Here is a 21,972-nt window from a genome sequence, read left to right as displayed (position 1 = left end):
GGCTCGCCATTGTGAGATCGATTTGCGACTCCCACCATTGGGATATCTCCTACCACTATGAAGATAAACGGCACAACTTTATCGTAACATTCTAAACCGATTGGCGTCATGCTGGAAGCAAAGCGTCTTTATCGCTTATTTTTACTCCATTCCCTGAACATTTCAATTGCCTTCACAAGTACACCGGCCAAACCTTTGAACGCTCCCGAACCGCTGGGTTTATTGCCCGGACCATACCACTCGTAGAAATCTTGGTTCTTGACAACGCGGTCGATCATCGGGCGCACCTCGTCGTAAGCCTCCCTTACATAGCCGTTACGGATGAGTTGCTGTATCATCCGTCCACCGAACCATGTCCAGTCGCCGCCGTTCTGATAGACATATGCGTCAGCCATGCCGCCATGGAAAAACCCCTTCGGATAGACAGGATATATGGTCAGACCGATACTCGGCATACCTGAAGCCTTAACATTGCGCAACATAGTCCGGTTGACAGTGGCGATCTCCCTCTTTGAGAGAAGCCCAGCCTCAATGGCTATCGCCGTACCGCCGTGATAGTAGACCTCTTCCTCATTGAAATCGGCGGGAATTGGCGATTCTCCGAGATACATGTGAGGGCGTATTTTCTGGCGTTTCTTGTCCCAAAGATACTTGCGTACATTCTTTGCGATGCTCCGTCTGAGTTTCATGTCGTCCTTTGTGGCGATGCCCATCTCCCTCATGTCATCGAGGGCGATGATGAGCATGGCATTGTCGTAGACATCTATGGCGAAACGAGTGTCCTTATTGATGTCCACCACATCGTCGCTGTGTGGTTGCACATCGCCCCAATCAGCAGTCGTGGCTCCGTAGATGAGTCCGTACTTCCCGCTGTACTTCTCTTTCAAGAGGAAGCTTATCATGTCGTGTATGCGCTCGGTGACGGTGCGGTCGCCCACCTTCTGCTGAAGAATCTGACGGTCGCCCGTCTTTCGGATATACTTGGCGAGAGCTTGAATGGTAGATGTCTCCTGGTCAGTCTCGACGGTATTCTTAAACGCCACATGATTGGGCGCAAGACCGGAGTAGTAGGCATGGTCGTCCCCCCAATTGAACTGGTCTTTCGTTACATATCCGTCTATGGTCTCACCATTGGGCTGCTGCAGTGCAAAGAACAGCAACAGCGCCTCGCGCACATCCTTGTGCGGCACCACATCGAGGGCAGCCTCTATGAAGGTATTCATGTCTCGACACCACACCTGAGAATATCCGCTTCCGGCGTTGAATCCCTTAGAGAGTAGTTTCTGTGCGAGTACCACCACTTCGTCAAACGACTTGTCGTTAAGGATTGTCTCGGCAAGCTGTCGGTTGTCGGCAGAGTTGTCGGCAGTTCCAGTTTGGACAGATGCAAAGAGCATGATGCCAGCTGCCAATAAGCTTAAGAAGTTTTTTTTCATGTTGTTTCGTTTATTTTATTGTTTCATATTAATTTTGCAGCTATGATAAGAATAAAGGAAGGCTTCAAGAGCCAGCGACTCATATCCCTCTCCGACACGAAGCTTGCCGAATATGCCAAGGATCCGATAATCGGGCAACTCTATCTGCGCAAGATAGGTTTCTTCCCCCGTGTGAAGTACCACTTCGTGCAGAAACCGCAGGGAGTAGACTATGCCATGCTCATATACTGCACCGATGGCGAGGGGTGGTGCGAGATTATCGGGCAGCGCTATATGATACGCGCTAACCAGTTCATCATTCTGCCTCCAGGCACCCCTTTGTCGTTCGGGGCGTCGGAACACGACCCTTGGACAATATATATGTCGGGCTTCACGCCGTTGGATTTCGCACTCTTCCCATATCTGGAACTTCATAGATTTATGTTTATAGGGGCAAAGTTAGCAATATTGGAGACAGAAAACAAATTTACTGCTTATCTTTTACTTGTACTATTTTATTGAAAATTCAGTATGTCGCAACACCACTCACACTTAGCAAAACCATTCATTGCATCAGGTTATGCCTGCCGTATTGTTGTTTGTTCACAAAGCCTTCTGCCAAAAACAGGACACGGATTTGAAGTGAACCCCGAAAGTTAGACTGAAAAACTTTCGGGGTTCACTTCAATCGAAGGCTCTCCCTTCACCCTTCTCACTTCCGAGAAAGATAGCTCTGGGCATACCCCATGAGCTCTTTCAGGTCATCGGTCTTCCTCTCTATCACCCTGGCCATGCTCATGAAGATGTTGTAATTGACGACGGCGTTCTCCCTGTCGTCCATCTGCTGATAGCAATAAGCCAGATAATAATAGGAGGTGATGGAACCCGCATCGTATTTCAGCGCATCCTTGAAGGCATCGGAAGCATCCTTGTAGCGGCCCAGTTGGAAATAGCTCTCCGCTTGTCCGCGCACGACATTGAACATCTGCGACGGCTCGGGTTCCAGCAGTCCGTAAGCCTTCTTGAAGCAGCGGAGAGCCTCCTCCGGCTGTTTCAGGTCGTTGGCCACATACCCAAGATAGTATAAGGCACCGGCCTTGGTGGAATCGCTGACGGCAACAGCCCGCTTCAGCCATGGCAGGGCCTGGTCCGGACGCTTCAATTGCTGGTAACAGATGCCCAGCGAATAGCACACCGAGTAAGTGCTGTCGCCCAAGCCCACAAGTCGGGAGTAAATCTCAGCCGCCAGCTGATATTGCTTATTCAGGAAACAGGCATCGCCCATTTGGCGGTTTACGGCGATGTCGCTGCTGTCTTTCAGCCCGTATCTCGCCGTCAGGGCAAACGCCTTGTGGGGCTGCATAGCCTGGTTATAGGTCCTCGCCATCTCCGCCACCATCTCCGAGTCCATCGGATAGCGCTTCAGGAGCTGGTTTCCCCAATAGATCTGGGCCGCCGAATTGTCCAAGAAACGATAGCTGTAGAAAAGCTCACGCAAGCCCTGGTGCGACACGGAATCATCCTCCAAGGGTTTCAGCAGGTCGATGCACTTGGCAAAAGCCTGCCTCCTGTAATAGCAATGAGCCAGCCTATGGCGGTTGACCACGCTGCCATCCGCCCTGAAAGCGGCCTCATAGAACTGCAGGGCATGGAAGGTATCATAGGCCTCCATGCAGCTATCACCTTTCTGCACCAGGTTTTGCCCATCTGCCCACACGGGCAGGCAGACGAACCAGAAAAAGAAAATCGGGAACTGATTCATGATCACACCATATAGCCCTACTGAAGTTTAAACGATACCGGGATGTTATACCTCACCCTGACGGGTTTCCCATCCTGCTTACCAGGCTGCCACTTGGGCATACGCTCTACCACGCGCACGGCCTCCCGATCAAGCAACGGGTCTACGGGACGCACGACTTTCACATCGCTGACAGAACCGTCAAGCCCGACGACAAACGACACCACGACCCGGCCCTCAATCTTTTTCTTCTGTGCGGCCGCGGGATACCGGAGACTCCGACTTAGGTAGGACATAAGTTCCCCGTTGCCGCCCGGGAATCGGGGCATCTGTTCCGCTACATCAAAGACTTTCCCCTTGGAAGCCGTCATACCGGAATCCGCGGAATCCGCAACTACAACCGCCGCCATAGAGTCTGTCTGCTCCGCAGATTTCTGGGATTTCTTGTTCAGATTACACGCTATCAGCAGCACGGCTGCCACCGGCACAAACAGCAGGTATTTCCACTTGCCATATTCCTTGGAACGCTTCTTGTTCATCATTTTGATTCGTTTTTTAATCGGTAAAACATTAAAGTTATTGGATAGTGTAGCTACATGCTTATGATAGGCCAGTCCTAAGAGATGATACTGATAAGACTTGATTTCCCTGCCCTCGCTGATCACCCGCTCGTCGGCAAGGTATTCCAGATTGACGCGCACCTCCCTGCGCAGAAGCCAGGTAAAGGGATTGAAGAAACAGAACATCGTGAAGAGCTCGCCGAGAATAATGTCCACGGAGTGCCACTGGCTGACATGCGTCTGCTCGTGAATCAAGATCTCGGCCAACGAGTCGGCATCCTGCGCCTGGGGATTCACGAATATCCACCGGAAGAAGGAAAACGGACTTTCCGAATGGCGCAGCTCCTTGATGCGCACGCCGTCCACCTCCGCCGCCGGACATGTATGCGCCAGACGCAGGATGGAACCGAGCCCGATGAGAAACCTGACCGTCAGAAGCACCACGCCTGCCACCCAGAGACCGGACAGCACATGGCTCGCCGACAGCGCCGCAGCAGCCTTGGGAGAGACGGTTACGGCCGGCAGGAATACATGGGTGTATCCATCGGCAAGGGCGGCAAGGGCCTCCTGCTGCTGCATCCATCCGCTCAGGTCCACCAAGGGAAGCCCTGCCGAAAGCCCGTAGACGGCAAGAAGCGCGCCGCGCCGCCACGAGAAAAAGGTATCACGACCCAGCATCAGCCGATAAAAGCCATAGAACAGCATCAGCAGGACATTGACTTTCAAAAGATAGACTGCCATCTTATTTTCCTCCCTTCTCTATCTCGGTGATGATATCCTGCAAGTCCTGTGGAGACAGCTTCTCGTCCTTCGCAAAGAAGGAGACCATCTCCTTGAACGAATTCCGGAAGTAGTCGCGCACGAATCCGCTCATGAACTTGCTCTTATACTCGTTCTCCGCAATGGCGGGACTATATAAATAGGTATTGCCCTTGCGACTCTGCGCCACATAACCCTTGCCCTTGAGGTTGCCCACCACCGATGCCACGGTGGTATAGGGGGGCTTAGGCCGAGCCATCCTGTCGACGATTTCGCGCACGGTACACGGTCCCAGCGTCCACACGAGCTGCATGATCTCCTCTTCTTGAGCGGTAAGTCTTTCCATGTCTCATGATCTTTTCTCGAACGCAAATCTACGAAATTTTCGTAGACAAGACATGGATAGGGCGTTAAAATATATTAACGAGGCTGATTTTTAACAATTTACGATTTTTTCGTAAGCCATGTTCATCATGAAATCTCCCAGCCAGAACACTCTTTGGAAAAGGCCGGGAGAAGGTTCTGAGGCACTCAAATACGATAGGGATCCTCGGTATCGAAACCTATATTCAGTCTCTTTCCATCCCGCTCGATCAGCAGGTCGAGACGGCGCAGGTTCTTATGATCGGCATACTGCCAGTCGATGTCCAGCTCGCCTACGGGCATTCCGTTCAGCTGGAGGATATGGTCGTCAATCCGGAGACCCGCCTTCTCGGCCTTTCCTCCTTCATACAAGCCGGTAACGACCCAGTAGCCCAGGGTCGTACCGCGGTCTACATGGCCGAATCCGAATGTCCCCATCTCATAGGGTTTGTCGTAATCGACATTGCGGCGGAGGTACATTTTATTGCCTTGCGGATAGAAAACCACATCAAGGCGACTCCATACCTCATTCCCGATAATGCCGAGATAAGGCCTGTCAGACAGTGCTCCGGTCGCGTTTATGCTGTAGTCCATCAGCACATCGGCCCACTCGAAAGCGCCAATCCGCGCCCTCGCGGCCCGGAAGTCGTAGGAACTGCCCTCGCCGCCGATGCCTCCGTAGGCCGTATACCAACGCAGCTTGCGGGTGATGAGACTGTCCAGGGCATACTTCCTGGCGGTGGCACTCGTCAGCGTAAACGCTCCCCCCGAGCCCAAGTCGACGAGCATCTTGCCCGCAATGGTGAGCGTGTCGTTCACAGAGACACTCGCCGGCACATAGATTCGGTGGCCGTCGAACTCAATGTCCACGGCCGTGAAGCCCGCCAGGTCTATGGAATCGATCCGCTCATAGACACGCATGCGCCTCTTCGCATAGTCTATCCGGAACACCTTCGGCCCGAAATAGTCGAGGCCGATGATGCCGTCGGCATAGTCGCCCAAGATTGGCTTCAACTGGACGACCGGTATCATCGAGGGCACATGCTCGTGCGCCAGGAAACGGTTGCTCACCTTGTCCAGCACCAAGGGCACCCGCACCCGATTCTTGCTCGCGCCCCCCATGCGAGCCCTACCCACCTTCCGGAAGTCAAAGTGCCCCAAAGCGATGAAAGTGCTGTCGGCACAAGTGTAGGGAGAACCCGTGTCGAAGATGAAGTGCGACGGCCGGCCGGCGAACTGGTTGCGGAGATAGATGTGCCCATAAAAGTCGATGGCATAGGCGTCGGGCTGCCCCGCCTCCTGGCAGAGAGCACAGGCGGGAAAGACAACGACGGCCGCGAGCAATGCTATCTGCCGCTGCAAGGATGACAAAATCGGCGATTTCGTCGCACGATTTCGGCGAATTCGTCCTTCAATCTCGCCGATTTTGTCAGACAGTCTGCGGCTTTTCATACGCAGGTATATCCTCCGTCTACGGGCAACATGATGCCGGTAACATAACTGGAGGCCTCGCTCGCGAGGAAAAGGGCTGCCGTGTCGAGCTCGCCCTCACGGCCGTAGCGCTCCATGGGAATGGCCTCTTTGGCATAAGCGCGGAACCAGTCGGTCTCCAGAGTGGCCTGGGTGAGCGGCGTCCGGAAGTATCCGGGGCAGATGGCATTCACCGTAATGCCCTGCCGCCCCCACTCCGCCGCCAGCGCACGGGTAAGGTTTACCACGCCGCCCTTTGCCGCATGGTAGGGCGACGACGGCGCAATCTTGTTGCCCACGAGGCCATACATGGAGGCGATGTTGATGATACGACCGTATTTCCGCGGTATCATCGCCCTCTTGGCAACGGCGCGCGCCATCTTGAAAGTACCGAAGAGGTCGACATCCACCTCGTTTTGGAACTGCTCGTCGCTGATGTCCTCGGCAGGAGCGATGGCTCCCGTGCCGGCATTGTTGATCAAGATGTCGATGCGGCCGAAGCGGTCCAGGGCCGTGCCCACCGTCCGGTTTACCAGTTCCGTGTCTGTGATGTCGCAGCGGATGGGGCAGGTCTCCACCCCGAAGTCGGCCTCCAGTGCCGCCGCTACCTCCCTGATTTTCTCCTCGCGGCGGGCAACGGGCACGATGTTGCACCCTTGGCCTGCCAGCGCACGGGCCATCTGTACGCCCAGTCCGGTGGAGCATCCCGTAACGAGAGCCACCCTTCCCGTCAAGTCAAAATAGTTTTCCATAAGCCATCTGTTTAGAGTTAAATCTTAAACCTTCCATTGCAAAGATAGGAAAAGTTTGCACAAGGAGAACCGAAATCCGTCTTTTTTTCGTATTTTTGCACACGGAAAGGTTTGCAGACAGTATGTTCAAGGCATTATTTTTCGACATCGACGGCACGCTGGTAAGCTTTCACACCCACCGGATACCCGTCTCCACGGTGGAGGCTCTCCGCAAAGCCAAGGACCGGGGGGTAAAGATATTCATCTCCACAGGCCGTCCCCCGGGCATCATCACAAACCTCGGGCAAATCGAGACACTGATAGACGGCTATATCACGACCAACGGCGCCTACTGCTTCGCGGACGGCAAGACCGTGAGCCTGCACCCGATGTTGCGAAAAGATGTGGAGACCATCGTAAGCGACGGCTATGAGAACGACTACTCGACGATTGTCGTCGGAACCAAGAGCCTCGTCGTCTGCAACGACACCCCCACCCTGCGCCGCGTCTTCGTGCACGACCTGAAAGTGGAGAACATCGACTTCTCGCTCACCTATGACGACCTCACGGACGAAAACATCCTGCAGGTTACGCCGTTCGTAACCGAAGAGCAGGAGACCCGCCTCATGCCCCGGCTCGAAAGCTGCACCGCCGGAAGATGGCATCCTGAATTCATCGACATCACGGCCGGCGGCATCGACAAGGCGCAAGGGCTGCACGAGATGGCGGAATACATGGGCCTGAAAACCGAAGAAATCATGGCCTTCGGCGACGGCGGGAACGACATTCCCATTCTCAAGGCTGCCGGAACAGGGGTGGCGATGGGCAACGCGATCGGCGAAGTGAAGGCTTGCGCAGACTACATCACGACGGGCGTCGACGAGGACGGCATCCGCGACGCCCTCCGCCACTTCCGCGTTATTTAAAGTTTTTCCACCTGCAAGAGCAAAATTCGCGACAAACCGAAAAGCGGATAACAGAAAAAATAAGTCTCGATTACATCCGATTTTCAAGAAATCATTGTATATTTGCACGATGTAAAAACCACTATCGACATGCTGACAGACAAGAAACAACTCTATAAGGAAACCCGCGATTACCTCATGATAGGTGTGGCCATGGTATCGTATGCCATCGGATGGACCATTTTCCTGCTCCCCAACAATATCGGAACGGGAGGAGTGCCGGGTATATCGTCCGTCATCTTCTGGGGAACGGGCATCTCCGTACAGACCACCTACTTCGCCATAAACGCCCTGCTGCTCATCATCGCGCTGAAGATACTGGGCTGGCGGTTTTGCGTGAAGACGATTTATGCCGTGGCGGTGCTCACCCTCATCCTGCCCTTCTTCCAGAGATGGTCGACCGAACTGCACCTCCTGCGCGACCAGCCCTTCATGGCAAGCATCATCGGGGCCATCTTCACGGGCAGCGGCGTAGGCCTTGGGCTGGCCTTCAACGGGTCTACCGGCGGTACGGACATCGTGGCCGCCATCGTCAACAAATACCGCGACATCTCCCTCGGGCGCGTCATCATGCTCATCGATATCGTGATCATCACCTCTAGCTACCTTGTGCTGAAAGACTGGGAGCAAGTGATCTACGGTTATGTGGTGCTCTGGGTTACGGCTTTCTGCATTGACCAGGTAGTGAACGCGATGCGTCGCTCGGTGCAGTTCTTCATCATTTCGGAGAAATACGAGGAGATCGGGCACCATATCAATCAAGATCCGCATCGCGGCGTAACGGTGGTTCCGGCGCAGGGATTCTATTCCGGCCACGATGTGAAGATGCTTTTCATCCTTGCCAAGAAGCGTGAGAGTCAGAAGATTTTCCAGATCATCAACGACATAGACCCGCACGCTTTCGTGTCGCAGAGTGCCGTCATCGGCGTCTACGGTGAAGGTTTCGACAAGTTCAAGGTGCGTGCCAAGAGATATCAGGCCTGATGGATGACAAAGCATACCTGCAGGAACTCATCGCGCAAGGCGAGCATGAGCAGCAAGACTTCAAATACAAGGTGGACGACGCGATGAAGCTCGCCCGCTCTGTATCGGCTTTTGCCAACACAGAGGGCGGTCGGCTGCTCATCGGAGTGCGGGATAACGGTAGCCTCGCGGGAGTGAAATCGGAGGAGGAAATCTACATGGTGCACAAGGCGGCCTATGCTTGTTGCCGACCGGAGGCGGCCATCAACTTCAGGACCTATCATGTGGAAGGACGCAACATTGTGGTGGCAACCGTCCCCCGGGCGATGGGGCGCCCGGTCTGTGCCATCGACGAGGAGGGCCGCGAGACGGCTTATGTCCGCATCAGGGACGAGAACATCGTGGCTTCGCCCGTCTTCATAGAAATGTGGAAACAGGAATCAAGAGAGGAAAACATGATGCCCTACACCGATACCGAATCCCGTCTGATGGAGATGATGCGGCTGAACCCGCACCAGCCGATAGAGGTAATCTCGAAGATTGCCCACATCAAGCGATTCCTGATCATAAAGATTCTGGCACGACTGATAAGATATGACCTGGCAAGCTGGGAGTTTAACGGCGAAGACTTCCTGTTCTTCCTCAGATAACTATCGGTAAGACCGGGAACTCATGGATACAATCGGGGCGGCATCTCTTGAAAGATGCCGCCCCGAGGAGCTTATTTCCGGTTCTCTTCCGGAGCCTGCTCTATCAGGTCCATGAACTGGTCGAGCTTAGGAGTGATGATGATCTGGGTGCGGCGGTTGCGCTGCTTGCCCAGCTCCGTATCATTGCTTGCCACGGGATTGTATTCTCCACGCCCGCCCGCCGTGAGCCTTTTGGGAGCCACGCCGAAACGATTCTGAAGATACTGGACTACCGACGAGGCACGCAAGGCCGAGAGATCCCAGTTGTTGCGGATATTCTTCATCGAAGGGGAATCGGTGTTGATAGGCACATTATCCGTATTGCCCTCAATCAGGACATCATAGTCCTTATAGTCCATGATAATCTTCGCTATCTTGCCCAGTGTCTCCTCGGCTCGCTCGTTAATCTCATAGGAACCGCTCTTGTAAAGCATATTGTCGGCCAAAGAGATATAGACCACGCCTTTCAGCACCTGCACATCCACCTCTTTCATCTCTTCGCGACTCAGGGAACGGGTGAGATTATTGGTCAGAACCATGTTCAGGGAGTCTGACTTGCTCTTCACTTCTACCAGATGACGGATATATTGGTTGCTTTCGTTGATCTGATCGACGAGCTTTGAGATATTGATATTATTGTCGTTGGCGTTGCTCAGGCTCTTGTCAAGACTCCTCTGAAGGGCGGCATAGTCCTTCTTCTGCTGCTCGAGCTGGCTCTCAAGACTGCTCACACGCGCTTTGGAGGCAGCCAATTCCTCCTTCGTGTTCTGGTAGTTAGCCGTCAGCTCGCGGTTTTCGGTCTGACAGTTTTCCAGCTCCTTCTTACTGGCACAACTCGAAAAGGCGAGGGTTCCAGCCAGAAGGGTCAACATTGCGATACTCTTCTTATTTGTCATATCTTCCTGATTTTTTGGTTTTTAATCTCTATTGCAAATTTATCGATTAGACGAACAAATACCTAATTTTGTAAAACCGTTTATAGAATTTTAACCAGAAAACGGCGTTTTTCAATTATTATTAATACCTTTGCAAGACAAAACAATCTCTGGGAAATGGATAAACACAAAGTTGCAGGGCACTCTTCAGTCCTCCTTGCAAACATCATCTTCGGTGTCGGCGTGCCTGTTACGGCATGGCTGCTAACAGATTGGCTAACTCCCATGACCTACATGGCAGCCCGCTGTGTCGGCGCAGCCTTGATATTCTGGATCATCTCATTATTTCTTCCAAAAGAAAAGATAGCCGGGAAAGACCTACTTGTCATCATGGGCGGAGGACTCTTGGGGGTCGTCATCTCCCAAACACTCACGGCCTGGGCCCTCTATTACACCACGCCCGTCTATTTCTCGGTCATCGCCTCGCTCACGCCCGTGGCCACCATGCTCATGGCAGCTCTCTTCATCAGTGAGAAAATCACGATGAACAAGGCCGTAGGCGTCGCCATCGGCATCGCGGGAGCCCTGCTCGGCATCATCATCACATGGCAGTCGGGAACCGGAAAGAACGATATCCTCGGCATTTCCCTTGCCGTCCTAAGCCTGCTCTCGTGGGCAGTTTACCTTATTATAACGCGTAAGGTTTCACAGAAATACTCCGCCGTGAGCCAGATGAAGTGGATATTCCTCATCTCCACGATCGCTGTCCTGCCGTTTGCATGGCATGAATTCCCACATACGCAGCTGTTTGGCGGTGAGTGGCAGGCCGGCTCCTGGCTCGGCTGGAGCGGCATGCTGTTCATCATCGTGTTTGCCACGGTTGCCGGATACTTTGCCATTCCGTTTGCCATGCATTACCTCAAGGCCACCACGGTGAGCATTTACACCAACCTGCAGCCCATCGTCGCGTCGTTCATCGCCATCTGGATTGGCCAAGACATCTTCACCTGGGATAAACCCGTGGCACTGATTCTGGTGCTCCTAAGCGCCTATATCGTAACCAAAGAAAACCGAAATGAGCATTAAACCGTTCTCCCTATACCCCCTTCTGCTCACGGCGTCCTTACTGGTAGCCATCCCCCGTCCCGCGCCTGCCGACACCATCGAGAACGGCATATCACATCTTCTGGCCACCGAACGGAGCAGATCGCTGGACAACATCGAATATCAGCTACAATTCAACATTCCCGCCTCAAAGGCAGAGAAGGTTACAGGCAGCGCCACCCTTCGCTTCAACTTCAGCGGAAAGAGAGATTTGGTGCTCGATTTTGCGGGCGACGGCTTCGACGGTCGCTGCATGGTCAATGGCAAACAGGTAGCCGCCGAGTGGACCCACGAGCATATCATAGTTCCCAACCATCATTTGACACAGGGACCGAACGAATTATCGCTCTCGTTCGTGTCGGCCGACGCAGCCCTTAACCGGCACGACGACTACCTCTACACGCTGTTCGTACCGGCCCATGCAAGGACAGTTTTCCCCTGTCTCGACCAGCCTGACCTGAAAGCGAGATTCTTTCTTGACCTCAAACTACCGGAAGGTTGGAAACAAATCAACAGCGCCGATAGTCATCCGATACCCACTTATCTCTTCTCTTTCACGGCCGGGGAGTTCCAAGAGAGCATCGCACAAAGAGACGGGCGCACGCTCCGGGCGCTCTTTCGGGAGACCGACACTCAGAAGACTGCCCAGTTGGAGAAGGTGATCGACGAAGTGGCGCTCTCCCTCCGATGGATGGAAGAATATACGGGAACCAGTTATCCATTCGACAAATACGGCTTCGTGGTTCTCCCCGGATATCAGTTCGGGGGCATGGAGCATCCGGGAGCCATTCAGTTCACGGACCGCGAGATATTCTTAGGCAGCAACCCTACCCCCGATGAAGAGCTCGCACGGCTGCAACTGATAGCCCACGAGACTGCCCACATGTGGTTTGGCGACTTAGTTACCATGCGCTGGTTCAGCGATGTATGGACGAAAGAAGTGTTTGCCAACTTCTTTGCCGCAAAAATCAGTCGTGAACAATTCCCCGAAATCAATCATGAACTGAACTTCCTGAAGACCTATCAAGTGCGTGCCCTAAGCACCGACCGCACCGACGGGACGCACCCGATCCACCAAACACTTGCCAATCTGAAAGATGCAGGCCTGCTCTATGGCAACATCATCTACCAAAAGGCACCGGTAATGATGCGAAAGCTGGAGGAGCAGACCGGAGAAAAGCGACTTCGCAGCGCCACAAAAAGATATTTGCGACAGTTCTCTTATGGCAACGCGACATGGGATAACCTGATAGACATCCTGCAATCAGAGGCCCCAGAATCAGGTATCAAGGAGTGGTCGGAGGTCTGGGTGGAACAGAAAGGACTTCCCTTGATCCACACGCAGTATGCCGACGGCCGGCTCATCATTACCCAGCAAGACCCCTGGGGGCGTGGCCTGGTCTGGAAACAGAAATTCAAGACAGGACTTGTTGATGTCCACAGCGATTCTATCAAGAGCGTCGAGGTCGACATGCAACAGGCACAAGTGCAGATTCCGATCGCTGAAAAACCCTATGCCATCATCCCTAACTACGACGGCAGCGGATATGGACGCTTTGTTGCCGACAGCCTGAGCTGTGCCGTCATGGAGTACGCGTGGCGCACCATGCCCAACGAACTCAACCGATTTGCGGCCATCACGACGCTCTACGAGAACTATTTGATGAACCGCATCAAGCCCGGGGCGTACATGAATGCGATGAATACCTTCCTCATGAACGAGGAGAATCCGCTCATAGCCTCCACCCTGTGCGACTGTCTGCTAAGTGCTTACGGGGAGTTGGATACCGAAAGCAAGAAATATTTTGAATATTATTTACTCAATGACGCGCAAAAGCACCCCGAGAAAAGTATTAGACAAAAATTGTTCAGATCTATTTCGCAAAACTGCCTGTCAGCTTCCGCCATTGAATTCGTATATTATAAATGGAAATCTCACCGTGATTCGCTGCTCACGGAGCAAGATTTTACGGACATGGCATACCACCTTGCCATTATGAAACCCGCTCAATGGCAGGAAATATTACAAACGCAACGCGCCCGACTGACAAATATCGACGAACAGAGAGCTTTCGATTACATTTCAAGAGCCTGTAACCCCGACAAGGATATCCAGCAGAAACTTTTCGAGAGTTTGATGGACAGGGAAAACCGCAGCGTAGAGCCCTGGACCGCCAAGATGCTGGCGCTGCTGAACACCGGAGCCCGTGAGCCACAGAACAACCGCTTCATCCATCCAGGCTTGAATGCCCTGCAGGAAATCCAGCGCACGGGCGACATCTTCTTTCCCAGCAACTGGCTCAACGCCCTGCTGGGCGGACATAGCAGCTATGAGGCCAAAGCCATCGTGAGATACTGGATCAAGACGCATCCTGACTATCCGGAACCCCTGATGAACAAGGTAAAGCAGAGTGCTTATCACCTGCTCCGCAACCTGCAATAACACCGAAAGAGAAATGAAGCGAGCCCCCATACAAATTCCCTATGCCACCAACCGCGTGTTGCTACACACCTGCTGTGCGCCTTGCTCCTCGGCCATCATCGAATGGATGATGCAAAACGGCATCACCCCCACCATTTATTATTATAACCCCAACATCTATCCAGAACACGAATACGAGGTGCGCAAGCAGGAATGCATGCGCTATGCCAAAGCCTTGGGACTGCAGCAGGTAGACGCGGAATACGACCATGCCGACTGGAAATGCGGCGTCAAGGGGCTGGAGAAGGAGCCCGAGCGGGGCCTACGATGCCTGGAATGCTTCAAGATGCGCCTGTTGCATGCCGCCCGGTACGCCCAGGCGAACGGATACAAGGTGCTCACCACCACCCTCGCCTCCTCCCGATGGAAGAGCCTGGAGCAAATCAACGAGGCCGGCGAGTGGGCCTGTGCCCAGACCGGCGTCATCTGGTGGGGACAGAACTGGCGCGTAGGCGGCCTGCAGGAACGGCGCAACGCCCTGCTCAAGGAGAATAATTTCTACAACCAGACCTACTGCGGCTGCGAGTTCTCGATAAGACAGAAAGACGAAGACACAACCCCCTGAAAACCAGCCACATACCGCAAGCTTTGTAAAAGGCCGTTAAAAGCTCGCCTTTTAGCCGTTAGAAGGAGAGCTTTTAGCCGTTAGAAGCCGGGCTTTTAGCCGCCTTTTACTTTTCTCTTCTTTGTTTGGTTAATGAGTCAGAAATATTCTCCTGCCTGCTTTTTGTCCAAGATTATAGCTCTTAAGGCTGTCCCGGCAGCTAACCCTATAAGTTAAAAACCCTCGCTATCACGAAAAAAACGACAAAAATATTTTGTTTTGTCAAATAGAAAACATAACTTTGCCGCGACCATTATTATCCTACTTGTTATGTTATCTACTAAAAAACTTTTTTATTATCAGCTCTCAGTCTCATTGCTTTTACATCTTGCAATGTAGAAGAAGACCTGTTCTTGTCCCAGAAATCCACGATGGAGGTTAACCCAAACACGGCTTTAAAACGGGTCAGACATTATTATAGCCACACCAAAAACAGTTGTGCTTATCTTTCTGCAAGAAACTATACTCCTACAGATTTAAAGATTATATCTTCACGCATATACCGCATTAATGGAAACCTCATTGTCCAAACACCTGTCATCAAGCTTCTCGCGGACTCTCTTTCTACCGTTGACAGTTTGAAAACAGAACCCGTCAGGACATATGCCTTTACCTTCATGAATCCCTTATATGAAATCCGGAAGATTCTGTTTTTAGAAAGCAAGCCCGAGAAAAACTACTTTGAAGCAAATCGAAATAAGATATTCTATGACGACTTTGTTGGAGATGATAATTATTACGATGAATTAAACCGCTTCTTAGGGAAAGTGGAGAAGACGGGACTCATAAAGAATCTGAAGAAGAAAGCAACAAGATCGCTTTCCGATACAAACTGGATTGACGAAGTGGTCGTTACTCCCAAAGACTCTATCACCTTCCCGGACTTCCCAGAAAATACTCCTGAAACTGAAGACTGGCCGTATGATTATAATGACACTACGGAAATAGATAGCACCGATACAGAGCCTATCACGGGCGACGGAACCCCCACCTATCCTTCCAACCTAAACGGACCTCAATACGAAAACAATCAACGGGGATTGGGAAAAGCCAGAAGTGCCGCAAGAATTGCGACGCAAAATGCTCACTCCCATTACAGCAAATCGACCTGTGGGCACTGTGCTCGATATGTGAGAAGAGCTTTGCAGAAGGCAGGATTTAAACTACGCTCTTATCCAGAAGGCAATGAAAATGGCCATATTGACATCTGGAATGGACAGAATTGGGTATCTGACTATATTGAGAAACATGCATATGTAAACGACAAATACGAAAAAACAAATTATAAAATATATCGACCCACAAACTAAATCAAATAATATATGAAAAAGTTAAGTATTTATCTGACAACAGCCATTTTGCTCGCATTTGGAGGTGCCTTCATGAATATCGTAAAGGCTGGCAATCCGGTAAATCCCCATGAGGCTTATATCCGCAATTTCTATGCGGAATACAAGAGAGCACTTGATAAAGAAAAGGCTCAACCACTTTTAGAAGGACAATGCCCTTACGAAAAGAGTTTTAGCATAATAAAAAAGTATTGCACTAAAAATTTCTATGATGCCATGTTGCAAGAGCAAAGAGAAGGAGATGGCTACGACTTCGTTACTGACAACTTAGGGCTTGATGAAAATTCCCTGTCAACAATGAAGATTACTTATATTAATAAAGATTGTTCTCGGATAAACTATAAAGTTTGTATGAAATACCCTTATTCAAATCAAAGCAAAATTTATACTGTTAACCTGGAAATCATCTTCGTCGGAGACAAAATAAAAGACATACGCATTCCAGATGACGAGTAAGTGTACAGTAGTCCGCAAAAGACAAGGGAACCGATCTCTGCAAAAAGGCTGACATAGGGCTTTCCTGCTTTTCCGAGCAAACTATTGAGACCAAAGGCCATACATAATAAAATCATGGCAGGGAGAATAAAGCTTAGCATATAAAATATACTTCCACAGCTTCATCTCCCTGCCATTTTTCTCCTTGAATCTAATATTTCCACTCCTAAGACATGAAAAATAATATCGGTAGAGACCGACGGAATCCAAAGAATATATGTATCTTTGCATCCAGTAAACTCACCTTATTGTAGTATAATTAATATGATTCTTTTCTTCAAGACCCAGAAAGAGCATGTGATTGCGACGCAAATTGACCATCATCCCAATCCCGATGAAATCAGCGAACTTAGTTGGCTCTACGGCGAGGCAACTCCTTTAGACGCCAAGGAACTGAAGGGCTACTATGTAGGCCCCCGCCGCGAGATGATCACCCCATGGAGCACGAATGCCGTTGAGATTACCCAGAATATGAGTCTTAGCGGCATTTCGCGTATTGAGGAATACTTTCCCGTAAGTTCGAAGGATGCCGAGCACGACCCGATGCTGCAGCGCATGTACGACGGTCTGAACCAAGATATCTTCACCGTAAACCACGCTCCAGAGCCTGTCAGGCATGTGGAGGACATCGAGAAATACAACGAAGAAGAGGGGCTGGCCCTCTCCCCCGAGGAGATAGAATACCTGCACGAGATAGAAAAGCAAAACGGACGGCCGCTGACCGACTCCGAAATCTTCGGATTCGCCCAGATCAACTCGGAACATTGCCGCCACAAGATATTCGGAGGAACCTTCATCATCGACGGAAAGGAGATGAAATCGAGCCTCTTCAGCCTCATCAAGAAGACCACGAAGGAGCATCCGGGCAATATCTTGTCGGCCTACAAGGACAATGTAGCCTTTGCCCAGGGCCCCGTGATTGAGCAATTCGCCCCCAAGGATCAGTCTACGAGCGACTATTTTCAGGTAGAAGACATCGAAAGCGTCATCTCCCTGAAGGCCGAGACGCACAATTTCCCCACCACGGTGGAACCTTTCAACGGAGCCGCTACCGGCACGGGAGGCGAGATCAGAGACCGCATGGGCGGAGGAACAGGCTCCTGGCCTATTGCCGGAACGGCCGTCTACATGACCGCCTACCCCCGCCTGAAAGACGACGAGGGAAAGGCCGACGCGCAGCGCGACTGGGAAGACATTCTCCCCGTGCGCAAATGGCTCTACCAGACGCCGGAACAAATTCTCATCAAGGCCTCGAACGGAGCCTCCGACTTCGGCAACAAGTTCGGCCAACCGCTGATTGCCGGCTCGCTGCTCACCTTCGAACATCAGGAAGGCGACCAGAAACTCGGCTACGACAAGGTGATCATGCTTGCCGGAGGCGTGGGCTACGGCAAGAAGCGCGACTGCCTGAAGAAAGAGCCGCAGAAGGGAAACAAGGTGGTGGTGGTAGGCGGCGACAACTATCGCATCGGCCTCGGAGGCGGCTCGGTCTCCTCGGTGGACACCGGCCGATACTCCAACGGCATTGAGCTGAATGCCATCCAGCGTGCCAACCCCGAAATGCAGAAGCGTGCCTACAACCTTGTCCGGGCGCTCGTAGAGGAAGACAACAACCCTGTTGTCAGCATTCACGACCACGGTTCGGCAGGACACCTGAACTGTCTGTCGGAACTTGTGGAAGACTGCGGCGGCAAGATAGATATGACCAAGCTGCCGATTGGCGACAAAACGCTTAGCGCCAAAGAGATCATCGCCAATGAGTCGCAGGAGCGCATGGGGCTGCTGATAGACGAGAAGCACCTCGACCATGTGAAAAAGATTGCCGAACGCGAGCGTGCGCCGATGTATGTGGTCGGCGAAACCACAGGCGACGCCCATTTCTCTTTCATGCTGGGCGACGGCACGAAACCGTTCGACCTTGATGTGGCTCAGATGTTCGGACACTCTCCGAAAACCGTCATGACCGACGAGACCGTGCTTCGGCACTATGAAGGTGCCACCTATTCTGCCGACCGAATCGACGAATATCTCAACCGCGTGCTTCAGATGGAGGCCGTGGCGTGCAAGGATTGGCTGACGAACAAGGTCGACCGCTCCGTAACGGGCAAGATTGCGCATCAGCAATGCCAAGGAGAAATACAGCTTCCGCTGTCTGACTGTGGCGTCGTGGCCCTCGACTACCGTGGCCGCAAGGGTATCGCGACGGCCCTTGGGCACGCTCCTCAGGCGGGCTTGGCCTCTCCGGAGGCCGGCTCGGTGCTGTCGGTGGCAGAGTCGCTCACCAACATCGTGTGGGCTCCCTTGGCCGGCGGTCTGCAGGGAGTCAGTCTCTCGGCCAACTGGATGTGGCCTTGCCGCTCGCAGAAAGGCGAGGATGCCCGTCTGTATGCTGCCGTCCAGGCTCTTTCCGACTTCTGCTGCGACCTCCATGTGAATGTCCCGACGGGCAAGGACAGCCTTTCCCTGAGCCAACAATATCCCGACGGCGAGAAGGTTATCTCGCCGGGAACAGTCATCGTAACCTCCGGCGGCGAGGTTTCCGATATCCGCAAGGTGGTCTCCCCGGTATTGGTGAACGACAAGCACTCCTCTCTTTACCACATAGACTTCAGTTTCCAGCAGGCAAAACTGGGTGGGAGTGCCTTCGCGCAGAGCCTCGGCAAGGTGGGAGAGGATGTTCCCTACGGCGACTATAACGACAATCAACTGATGTATGCCGACTATTTCTGTGTCTGCTTCAATGCCATTCAGGAACTTATCCATAAGGGGTGGATTCTCTCCGGACATGACATCAGCGCGGGCGGACTGATTACCACCCTCCTCGAGATGACCTTCGCCAACACGAGAGGCGGTCTGCACATCAACCTGCACGGCCTGGCCGACACGGATATCATAAGAACGCTCTTCGCTGAAAACCCCGGAGTGGTCATTCAGGTGAGCGACGAGCACAAGCAGGAGCTACGCGCCTATCTCGAGGACAGCGGCATCGGCTACGCCAAGATCGGCTATCCCACGCCCGGGGAACGCACGCTCGTCATCAAGAAAGACGATTATGAGCACACCTTCGACATCGACACGCTTCGCGACACATGGTATAAGACGAGCTATCTGCTCGATCGCAGGCAGAGCCTGAACGGCATGGCCAAGGAGCGCTACCGGCATTATAAAGGGCAGCCGATAGAAATGAAGTTCAACGCCGGCTTCACCGGCAAGCTCGCCCAATATGGCCTGAGTGCCGACCGGCGACAACCGTCGGGCGTCAAGGCCGCCATTCTCCGTGAGAAAGGCACCAACGGCGAGCGCGAGATGGCCTATTCCCTATATCTCGCAGGCTTCGATGTGAAGGATGTTACCATGACCGATCTCATCAGCGGACGGGAAACACTGGAAGACATCCATATGATTGTCTTCTGCGGAGGATTCTCCAACTCCGATGTCTTGGGGTCGGCAAAGGGATGGGCAGGAGCCTTCCTCTATAATCCGAAGGCCAAGGAGGCGCTCGAAAAGTTCTATGCCCGCAAGGATACGCTCAGCCTCGGCATCTGCAACGGATGCCAGCTCATGGCCGAACTGAATCTCATCAATCCTGAGCACAGGCATCGCGCTCGCCTCGTTCACAACACTTCCCATAAGTTCGAGAGTGCTTTCCTGGGGCTCAGCATCCCTCAGAACGACAGCGTCATGCTGGGTTCGCTGAGCGGAAGCAAGCTGGGCATATGGGTTGCTCACGGCGAGGGTAAGTTCGAATTGCCGGAACCGGAGGAGAACTACAACATCATTGCCAAGTACAACTATGCCGAATATCCGGGTAATCCGAACGGTTCCGACTATCAGGTGGCGGGCATCTGTTCGGCCGACGGCCGTCATCTTGCCATGATGCCCCATCTGGAACGCGCCATCTTCACATGGCAACAGGCCTGGTATCCCCGCAACCACAAGGACGAGGAGATAACGCCGTGGATGGAAGCCTTTGTCAATGCGAGGAAGTGGATAGAGGAAAAGCGATAAAGCACGCATCCCGCTGTTCCCTCCGGAAATGGAAATGGGACAGACGGGCAAGGCATACTTATACAACACAACAAAGAACGGATGGAAGAGTTAATCAACGGCACAGAAAAAAGAACGGACGATATTCCTTCCCTAAAACAGACCGAAATACCATTTTCCGCTGCTGCGGAGAAAGCAGACAACGGTCGACTGGCGAACTATTGGGCCTTCTTCAAGACCTTTTTCAAGATCGGCACCTTCACCTTGGGTGGCGGATATGCCATGATTCCCATCATTGAGAGCGAGGTCGTAGACAAGAGACGCTGGATTGAAAAGGATGAGTTTCTCGACCTGATTGCCATCGCCCAGAGTTGTCCGGGCGTTTTCGCCATCAACATCAGCGTGTTTATCGGCTACAAGCTCCGCAAGCTGAGGGGTGCTCTCTGCACCGCCTTAGGCACGGCACTACCCTCTTTTCTGATTATCCTGCTCATCGCCATGTTCTTCCATGAATTCATGGAGTATGCCTGGGTGGAGTCTATGTTCAGGGGAATACGCCCTGCCGTGGTGGCTCTGATTGCCGTTCCCACCTTCAATCTCGCAAAAGACGCGAAGATCAACCTCGTGAACTGCTGGATTCCCATAGGCAGCGCCCTGCTCATCTGGGCACTCGGAGTGAACCCCATCTATATCATCATCGCCGCAGGAGTTGGCGGTTATCTCTACGGAGCCTTCCTAAAACCGACTGAATAATGATTTACCTTTACCTCTTCATCACATTTTTCGAGATAGGCCTGTTCGGTTTCGGGGGAGGCTATGGCATGCTGTCGCTCATCCAGACGGAGACGGTGATACACCATCATTGGCTCACGAGTGCGGAGTTTACCAACATCGTGGCCATCAGCCAGATGACCCCGGGACCCATCGGAATCAACTCTGCCACCTATTGCGGCTATACGGCCGTGCGCAATGCGGGGTTCGGCAACCTCATGGGAATAGCCGGAAGCGCCACGGCCACATTCGCCCTTGTGCTTCCCTCCTTCATCCTGATGATCCTGATAAGCAAGATGTTCATGAAATACATGGATACGCCTGCCGTACAGAGCGTCTTCACAGGACTCCGACCGGCCGTCGTAGGTCTTCTGGCGGCGGCAACCCTTCTGCTCTGCAATGAGGAAAACTTCAGCTCGCCGATATCCAATCCGTGGCAGTTCTGGATCAGCGTCGCCCTTTTCATCGCCACTTTCGTAGGCACGAAATATGTAAAAGTAAACCCCATCCACATGATTTGCTGGGCTGCCTTTGCCGGATTACTCCTATTATATTAATGGGAAGGCGGCATGAAGGCGGGCATGGGGTCATCCGCAGACCGGAGGGACACGGCAGAAAGAAAGAAGCGGGGCGACAATAATGTCGCCCC

The 21,972-nt window shown here is 52.7% G+C and carries 19 protein-coding genes; 12 read left to right on the top strand and 7 right to left on the bottom strand.

The genetic code is table 11. The annotated features are described in order from the left end of the window. Positions 1 to 128: 128 nt before the first annotated feature. Entirely contained in the window at positions 129 to 1,436 is a 1,308-nt protein-coding gene (locus tag C7120_RS05515; RefSeq protein ID WP_107620701.1) for a hypothetical protein, read from the bottom strand. Positions 1,437 to 1,478: 42 nt separating this feature from the next. Here C7120_RS05515 and C7120_RS05510 point away from each other — a divergent pair, with 42 nt between their 5' ends. Beyond that, on the top strand, positions 1,479 to 1,937 hold the full coding sequence (locus C7120_RS05510; RefSeq protein ID WP_107620700.1) for an AraC family ligand binding domain-containing protein: 459 nt from the start codon (positions 1,479 to 1,481) through the stop codon (positions 1,935 to 1,937). Between the two features lie 190 nt (positions 1,938 to 2,127). On the opposite strand, the gene C7120_RS05505 is transcribed toward C7120_RS05510, so the two are convergent. The 5 genes from C7120_RS05505 to C7120_RS05485 form a co-directional block, all read right to left on the bottom strand. Next, complete coding sequence (locus C7120_RS05505) at positions 2,128 to 3,177, bottom strand: lipopolysaccharide assembly protein LapB (protein ID WP_107620699.1); 1,050 nt, start codon at positions 3,175 to 3,177, stop codon at positions 2,128 to 2,130. Positions 3,178 to 3,194: 17 nt separating this feature from the next. Then, the gene (locus tag C7120_RS05500) at positions 3,195 to 4,457 is read right to left on the bottom strand and encodes a TonB family protein (RefSeq protein ID WP_107620698.1); all 1,263 of its coding nucleotides are present in this window, start codon (positions 4,455 to 4,457) and stop codon (positions 3,195 to 3,197) included. Position 4,458: 1 nt separating this feature from the next. Next, positions 4,459 to 4,821 carry a BlaI/MecI/CopY family transcriptional regulator gene (locus tag C7120_RS05495; RefSeq protein ID WP_107620697.1) on the bottom strand — a complete coding sequence of 121 codons (363 nt, stop codon included), beginning with the start codon at positions 4,819 to 4,821 and terminating at the stop codon, positions 4,459 to 4,461. 185 nt (positions 4,822 to 5,006) lie between these two features. Then, positions 5,007 to 6,290 carry a PDZ domain-containing protein gene (locus C7120_RS05490; protein WP_107620696.1) on the bottom strand — a complete coding sequence of 428 codons (1,284 nt, stop codon included), beginning with the start codon at positions 6,288 to 6,290 and terminating at the stop codon, positions 5,007 to 5,009. Further along, positions 6,287 to 7,060 carry an SDR family oxidoreductase gene (locus tag C7120_RS05485; protein ID WP_107620695.1) on the bottom strand — a complete coding sequence of 258 codons (774 nt, stop codon included), beginning with the start codon at positions 7,058 to 7,060 and terminating at the stop codon, positions 6,287 to 6,289. The genes C7120_RS05490 and C7120_RS05485 overlap by 4 nt, the downstream gene beginning before the upstream one ends. Before the next feature lie 122 nt (positions 7,061 to 7,182). Here C7120_RS05485 and C7120_RS05480 point away from each other — a divergent pair, with 122 nt between their 5' ends. The 3 genes from C7120_RS05480 (at position 7,183) to C7120_RS05470 (ending at position 9,617) form a co-directional block, all read left to right on the top strand. Then, complete coding sequence (locus C7120_RS05480; RefSeq protein ID WP_107620694.1) at positions 7,183 to 7,965, top strand: Cof-type HAD-IIB family hydrolase; 783 nt, start codon at positions 7,183 to 7,185, stop codon at positions 7,963 to 7,965. A 129-nt stretch (positions 7,966 to 8,094) separates the two neighbouring features. Then, positions 8,095 to 8,988 (top strand): YitT family protein, encoded by an 894-nt coding sequence (locus C7120_RS05475; protein WP_107620693.1) that lies wholly within the window; start codon positions 8,095 to 8,097, stop codon positions 8,986 to 8,988. Beyond that, positions 8,988 to 9,617, top strand: a complete 630-nt coding sequence (locus C7120_RS05470) for a helix-turn-helix domain-containing protein (RefSeq protein WP_107620692.1) — start codon at positions 8,988 to 8,990, stop codon at positions 9,615 to 9,617. Before C7120_RS05475 ends, C7120_RS05470 begins: the two co-directional genes overlap by 1 nt. Before the next feature lie 71 nt (positions 9,618 to 9,688). On the opposite strand, the gene C7120_RS05465 is transcribed toward C7120_RS05470, so the two are convergent. Next, the gene (locus C7120_RS05465) at positions 9,689 to 10,552 is read right to left on the bottom strand and encodes an OmpA family protein (RefSeq protein WP_107620691.1); all 864 of its coding nucleotides are present in this window, start codon (positions 10,550 to 10,552) and stop codon (positions 9,689 to 9,691) included. 156 nt (positions 10,553 to 10,708) lie between these two features. Between C7120_RS05465 and C7120_RS05460 the strand changes: the two genes are divergently transcribed. The 8 genes from C7120_RS05460 to C7120_RS05425 all read left to right on the top strand — a co-directional run bounded on the left by C7120_RS05460 (position 10,709) and on the right by C7120_RS05425 (position 21,880). Then, entirely contained in the window at positions 10,709 to 11,617 is a 909-nt protein-coding gene (locus C7120_RS05460; RefSeq protein WP_107620690.1) for a DMT family transporter, read from the top strand. Next, a complete protein-coding gene (locus C7120_RS05455) occupies positions 11,607 to 14,078 on the top strand; it encodes a M1 family aminopeptidase (protein ID WP_107620689.1) in 2,472 nt (823 codons plus the stop codon). The genes C7120_RS05460 and C7120_RS05455 overlap by 11 nt, the downstream gene beginning before the upstream one ends. Before the next feature lie 13 nt (positions 14,079 to 14,091). Then, positions 14,092 to 14,682: an epoxyqueuosine reductase QueH gene (locus C7120_RS05450; RefSeq protein WP_107620688.1), complete on the top strand. Its 591-nt coding sequence runs from the start codon at positions 14,092 to 14,094 to the stop codon at positions 14,680 to 14,682. 617 nt (positions 14,683 to 15,299) lie between these two features. After that, positions 15,300 to 16,031 (top strand): hypothetical protein, encoded by a 732-nt coding sequence (locus C7120_RS05445; RefSeq protein WP_146154203.1) that lies wholly within the window; start codon positions 15,300 to 15,302, stop codon positions 16,029 to 16,031. 12 nt (positions 16,032 to 16,043) lie between these two features. Beyond that, positions 16,044 to 16,526, top strand: coding sequence for a hypothetical protein (locus C7120_RS05440; protein WP_146154202.1), 483 nt, complete (start codon positions 16,044 to 16,046; stop codon positions 16,524 to 16,526). A 303-nt stretch (positions 16,527 to 16,829) separates the two neighbouring features. Further along, positions 16,830 to 20,573, top strand: a complete 3,744-nt coding sequence (gene purL, locus C7120_RS05435) for a phosphoribosylformylglycinamidine synthase (protein ID WP_107620685.1) — start codon at positions 16,830 to 16,832, stop codon at positions 20,571 to 20,573. A 189-nt stretch (positions 20,574 to 20,762) separates the two neighbouring features. Then, a complete protein-coding gene (locus C7120_RS05430; RefSeq protein WP_233247075.1) occupies positions 20,763 to 21,305 on the top strand; it encodes a chromate transporter in 543 nt (180 codons plus the stop codon). Next, positions 21,305 to 21,880, top strand: a complete 576-nt coding sequence (locus C7120_RS05425) for a chromate transporter (protein ID WP_107620683.1) — start codon at positions 21,305 to 21,307, stop codon at positions 21,878 to 21,880. The genes C7120_RS05430 and C7120_RS05425 overlap by 1 nt, the downstream gene beginning before the upstream one ends. Positions 21,881 to 21,972: the final 92 nt, after the last annotated feature.

This window comes from Prevotella sp. oral taxon 376, from assembly GCF_003043945.1.
GTDB lineage: Bacteria > Bacteroidota > Bacteroidia > Bacteroidales > Bacteroidaceae > Prevotella.
Note: the sequence above shows the minus strand (reverse complement) of the source record. Positions and strands in the feature narration are given on the sequence as shown.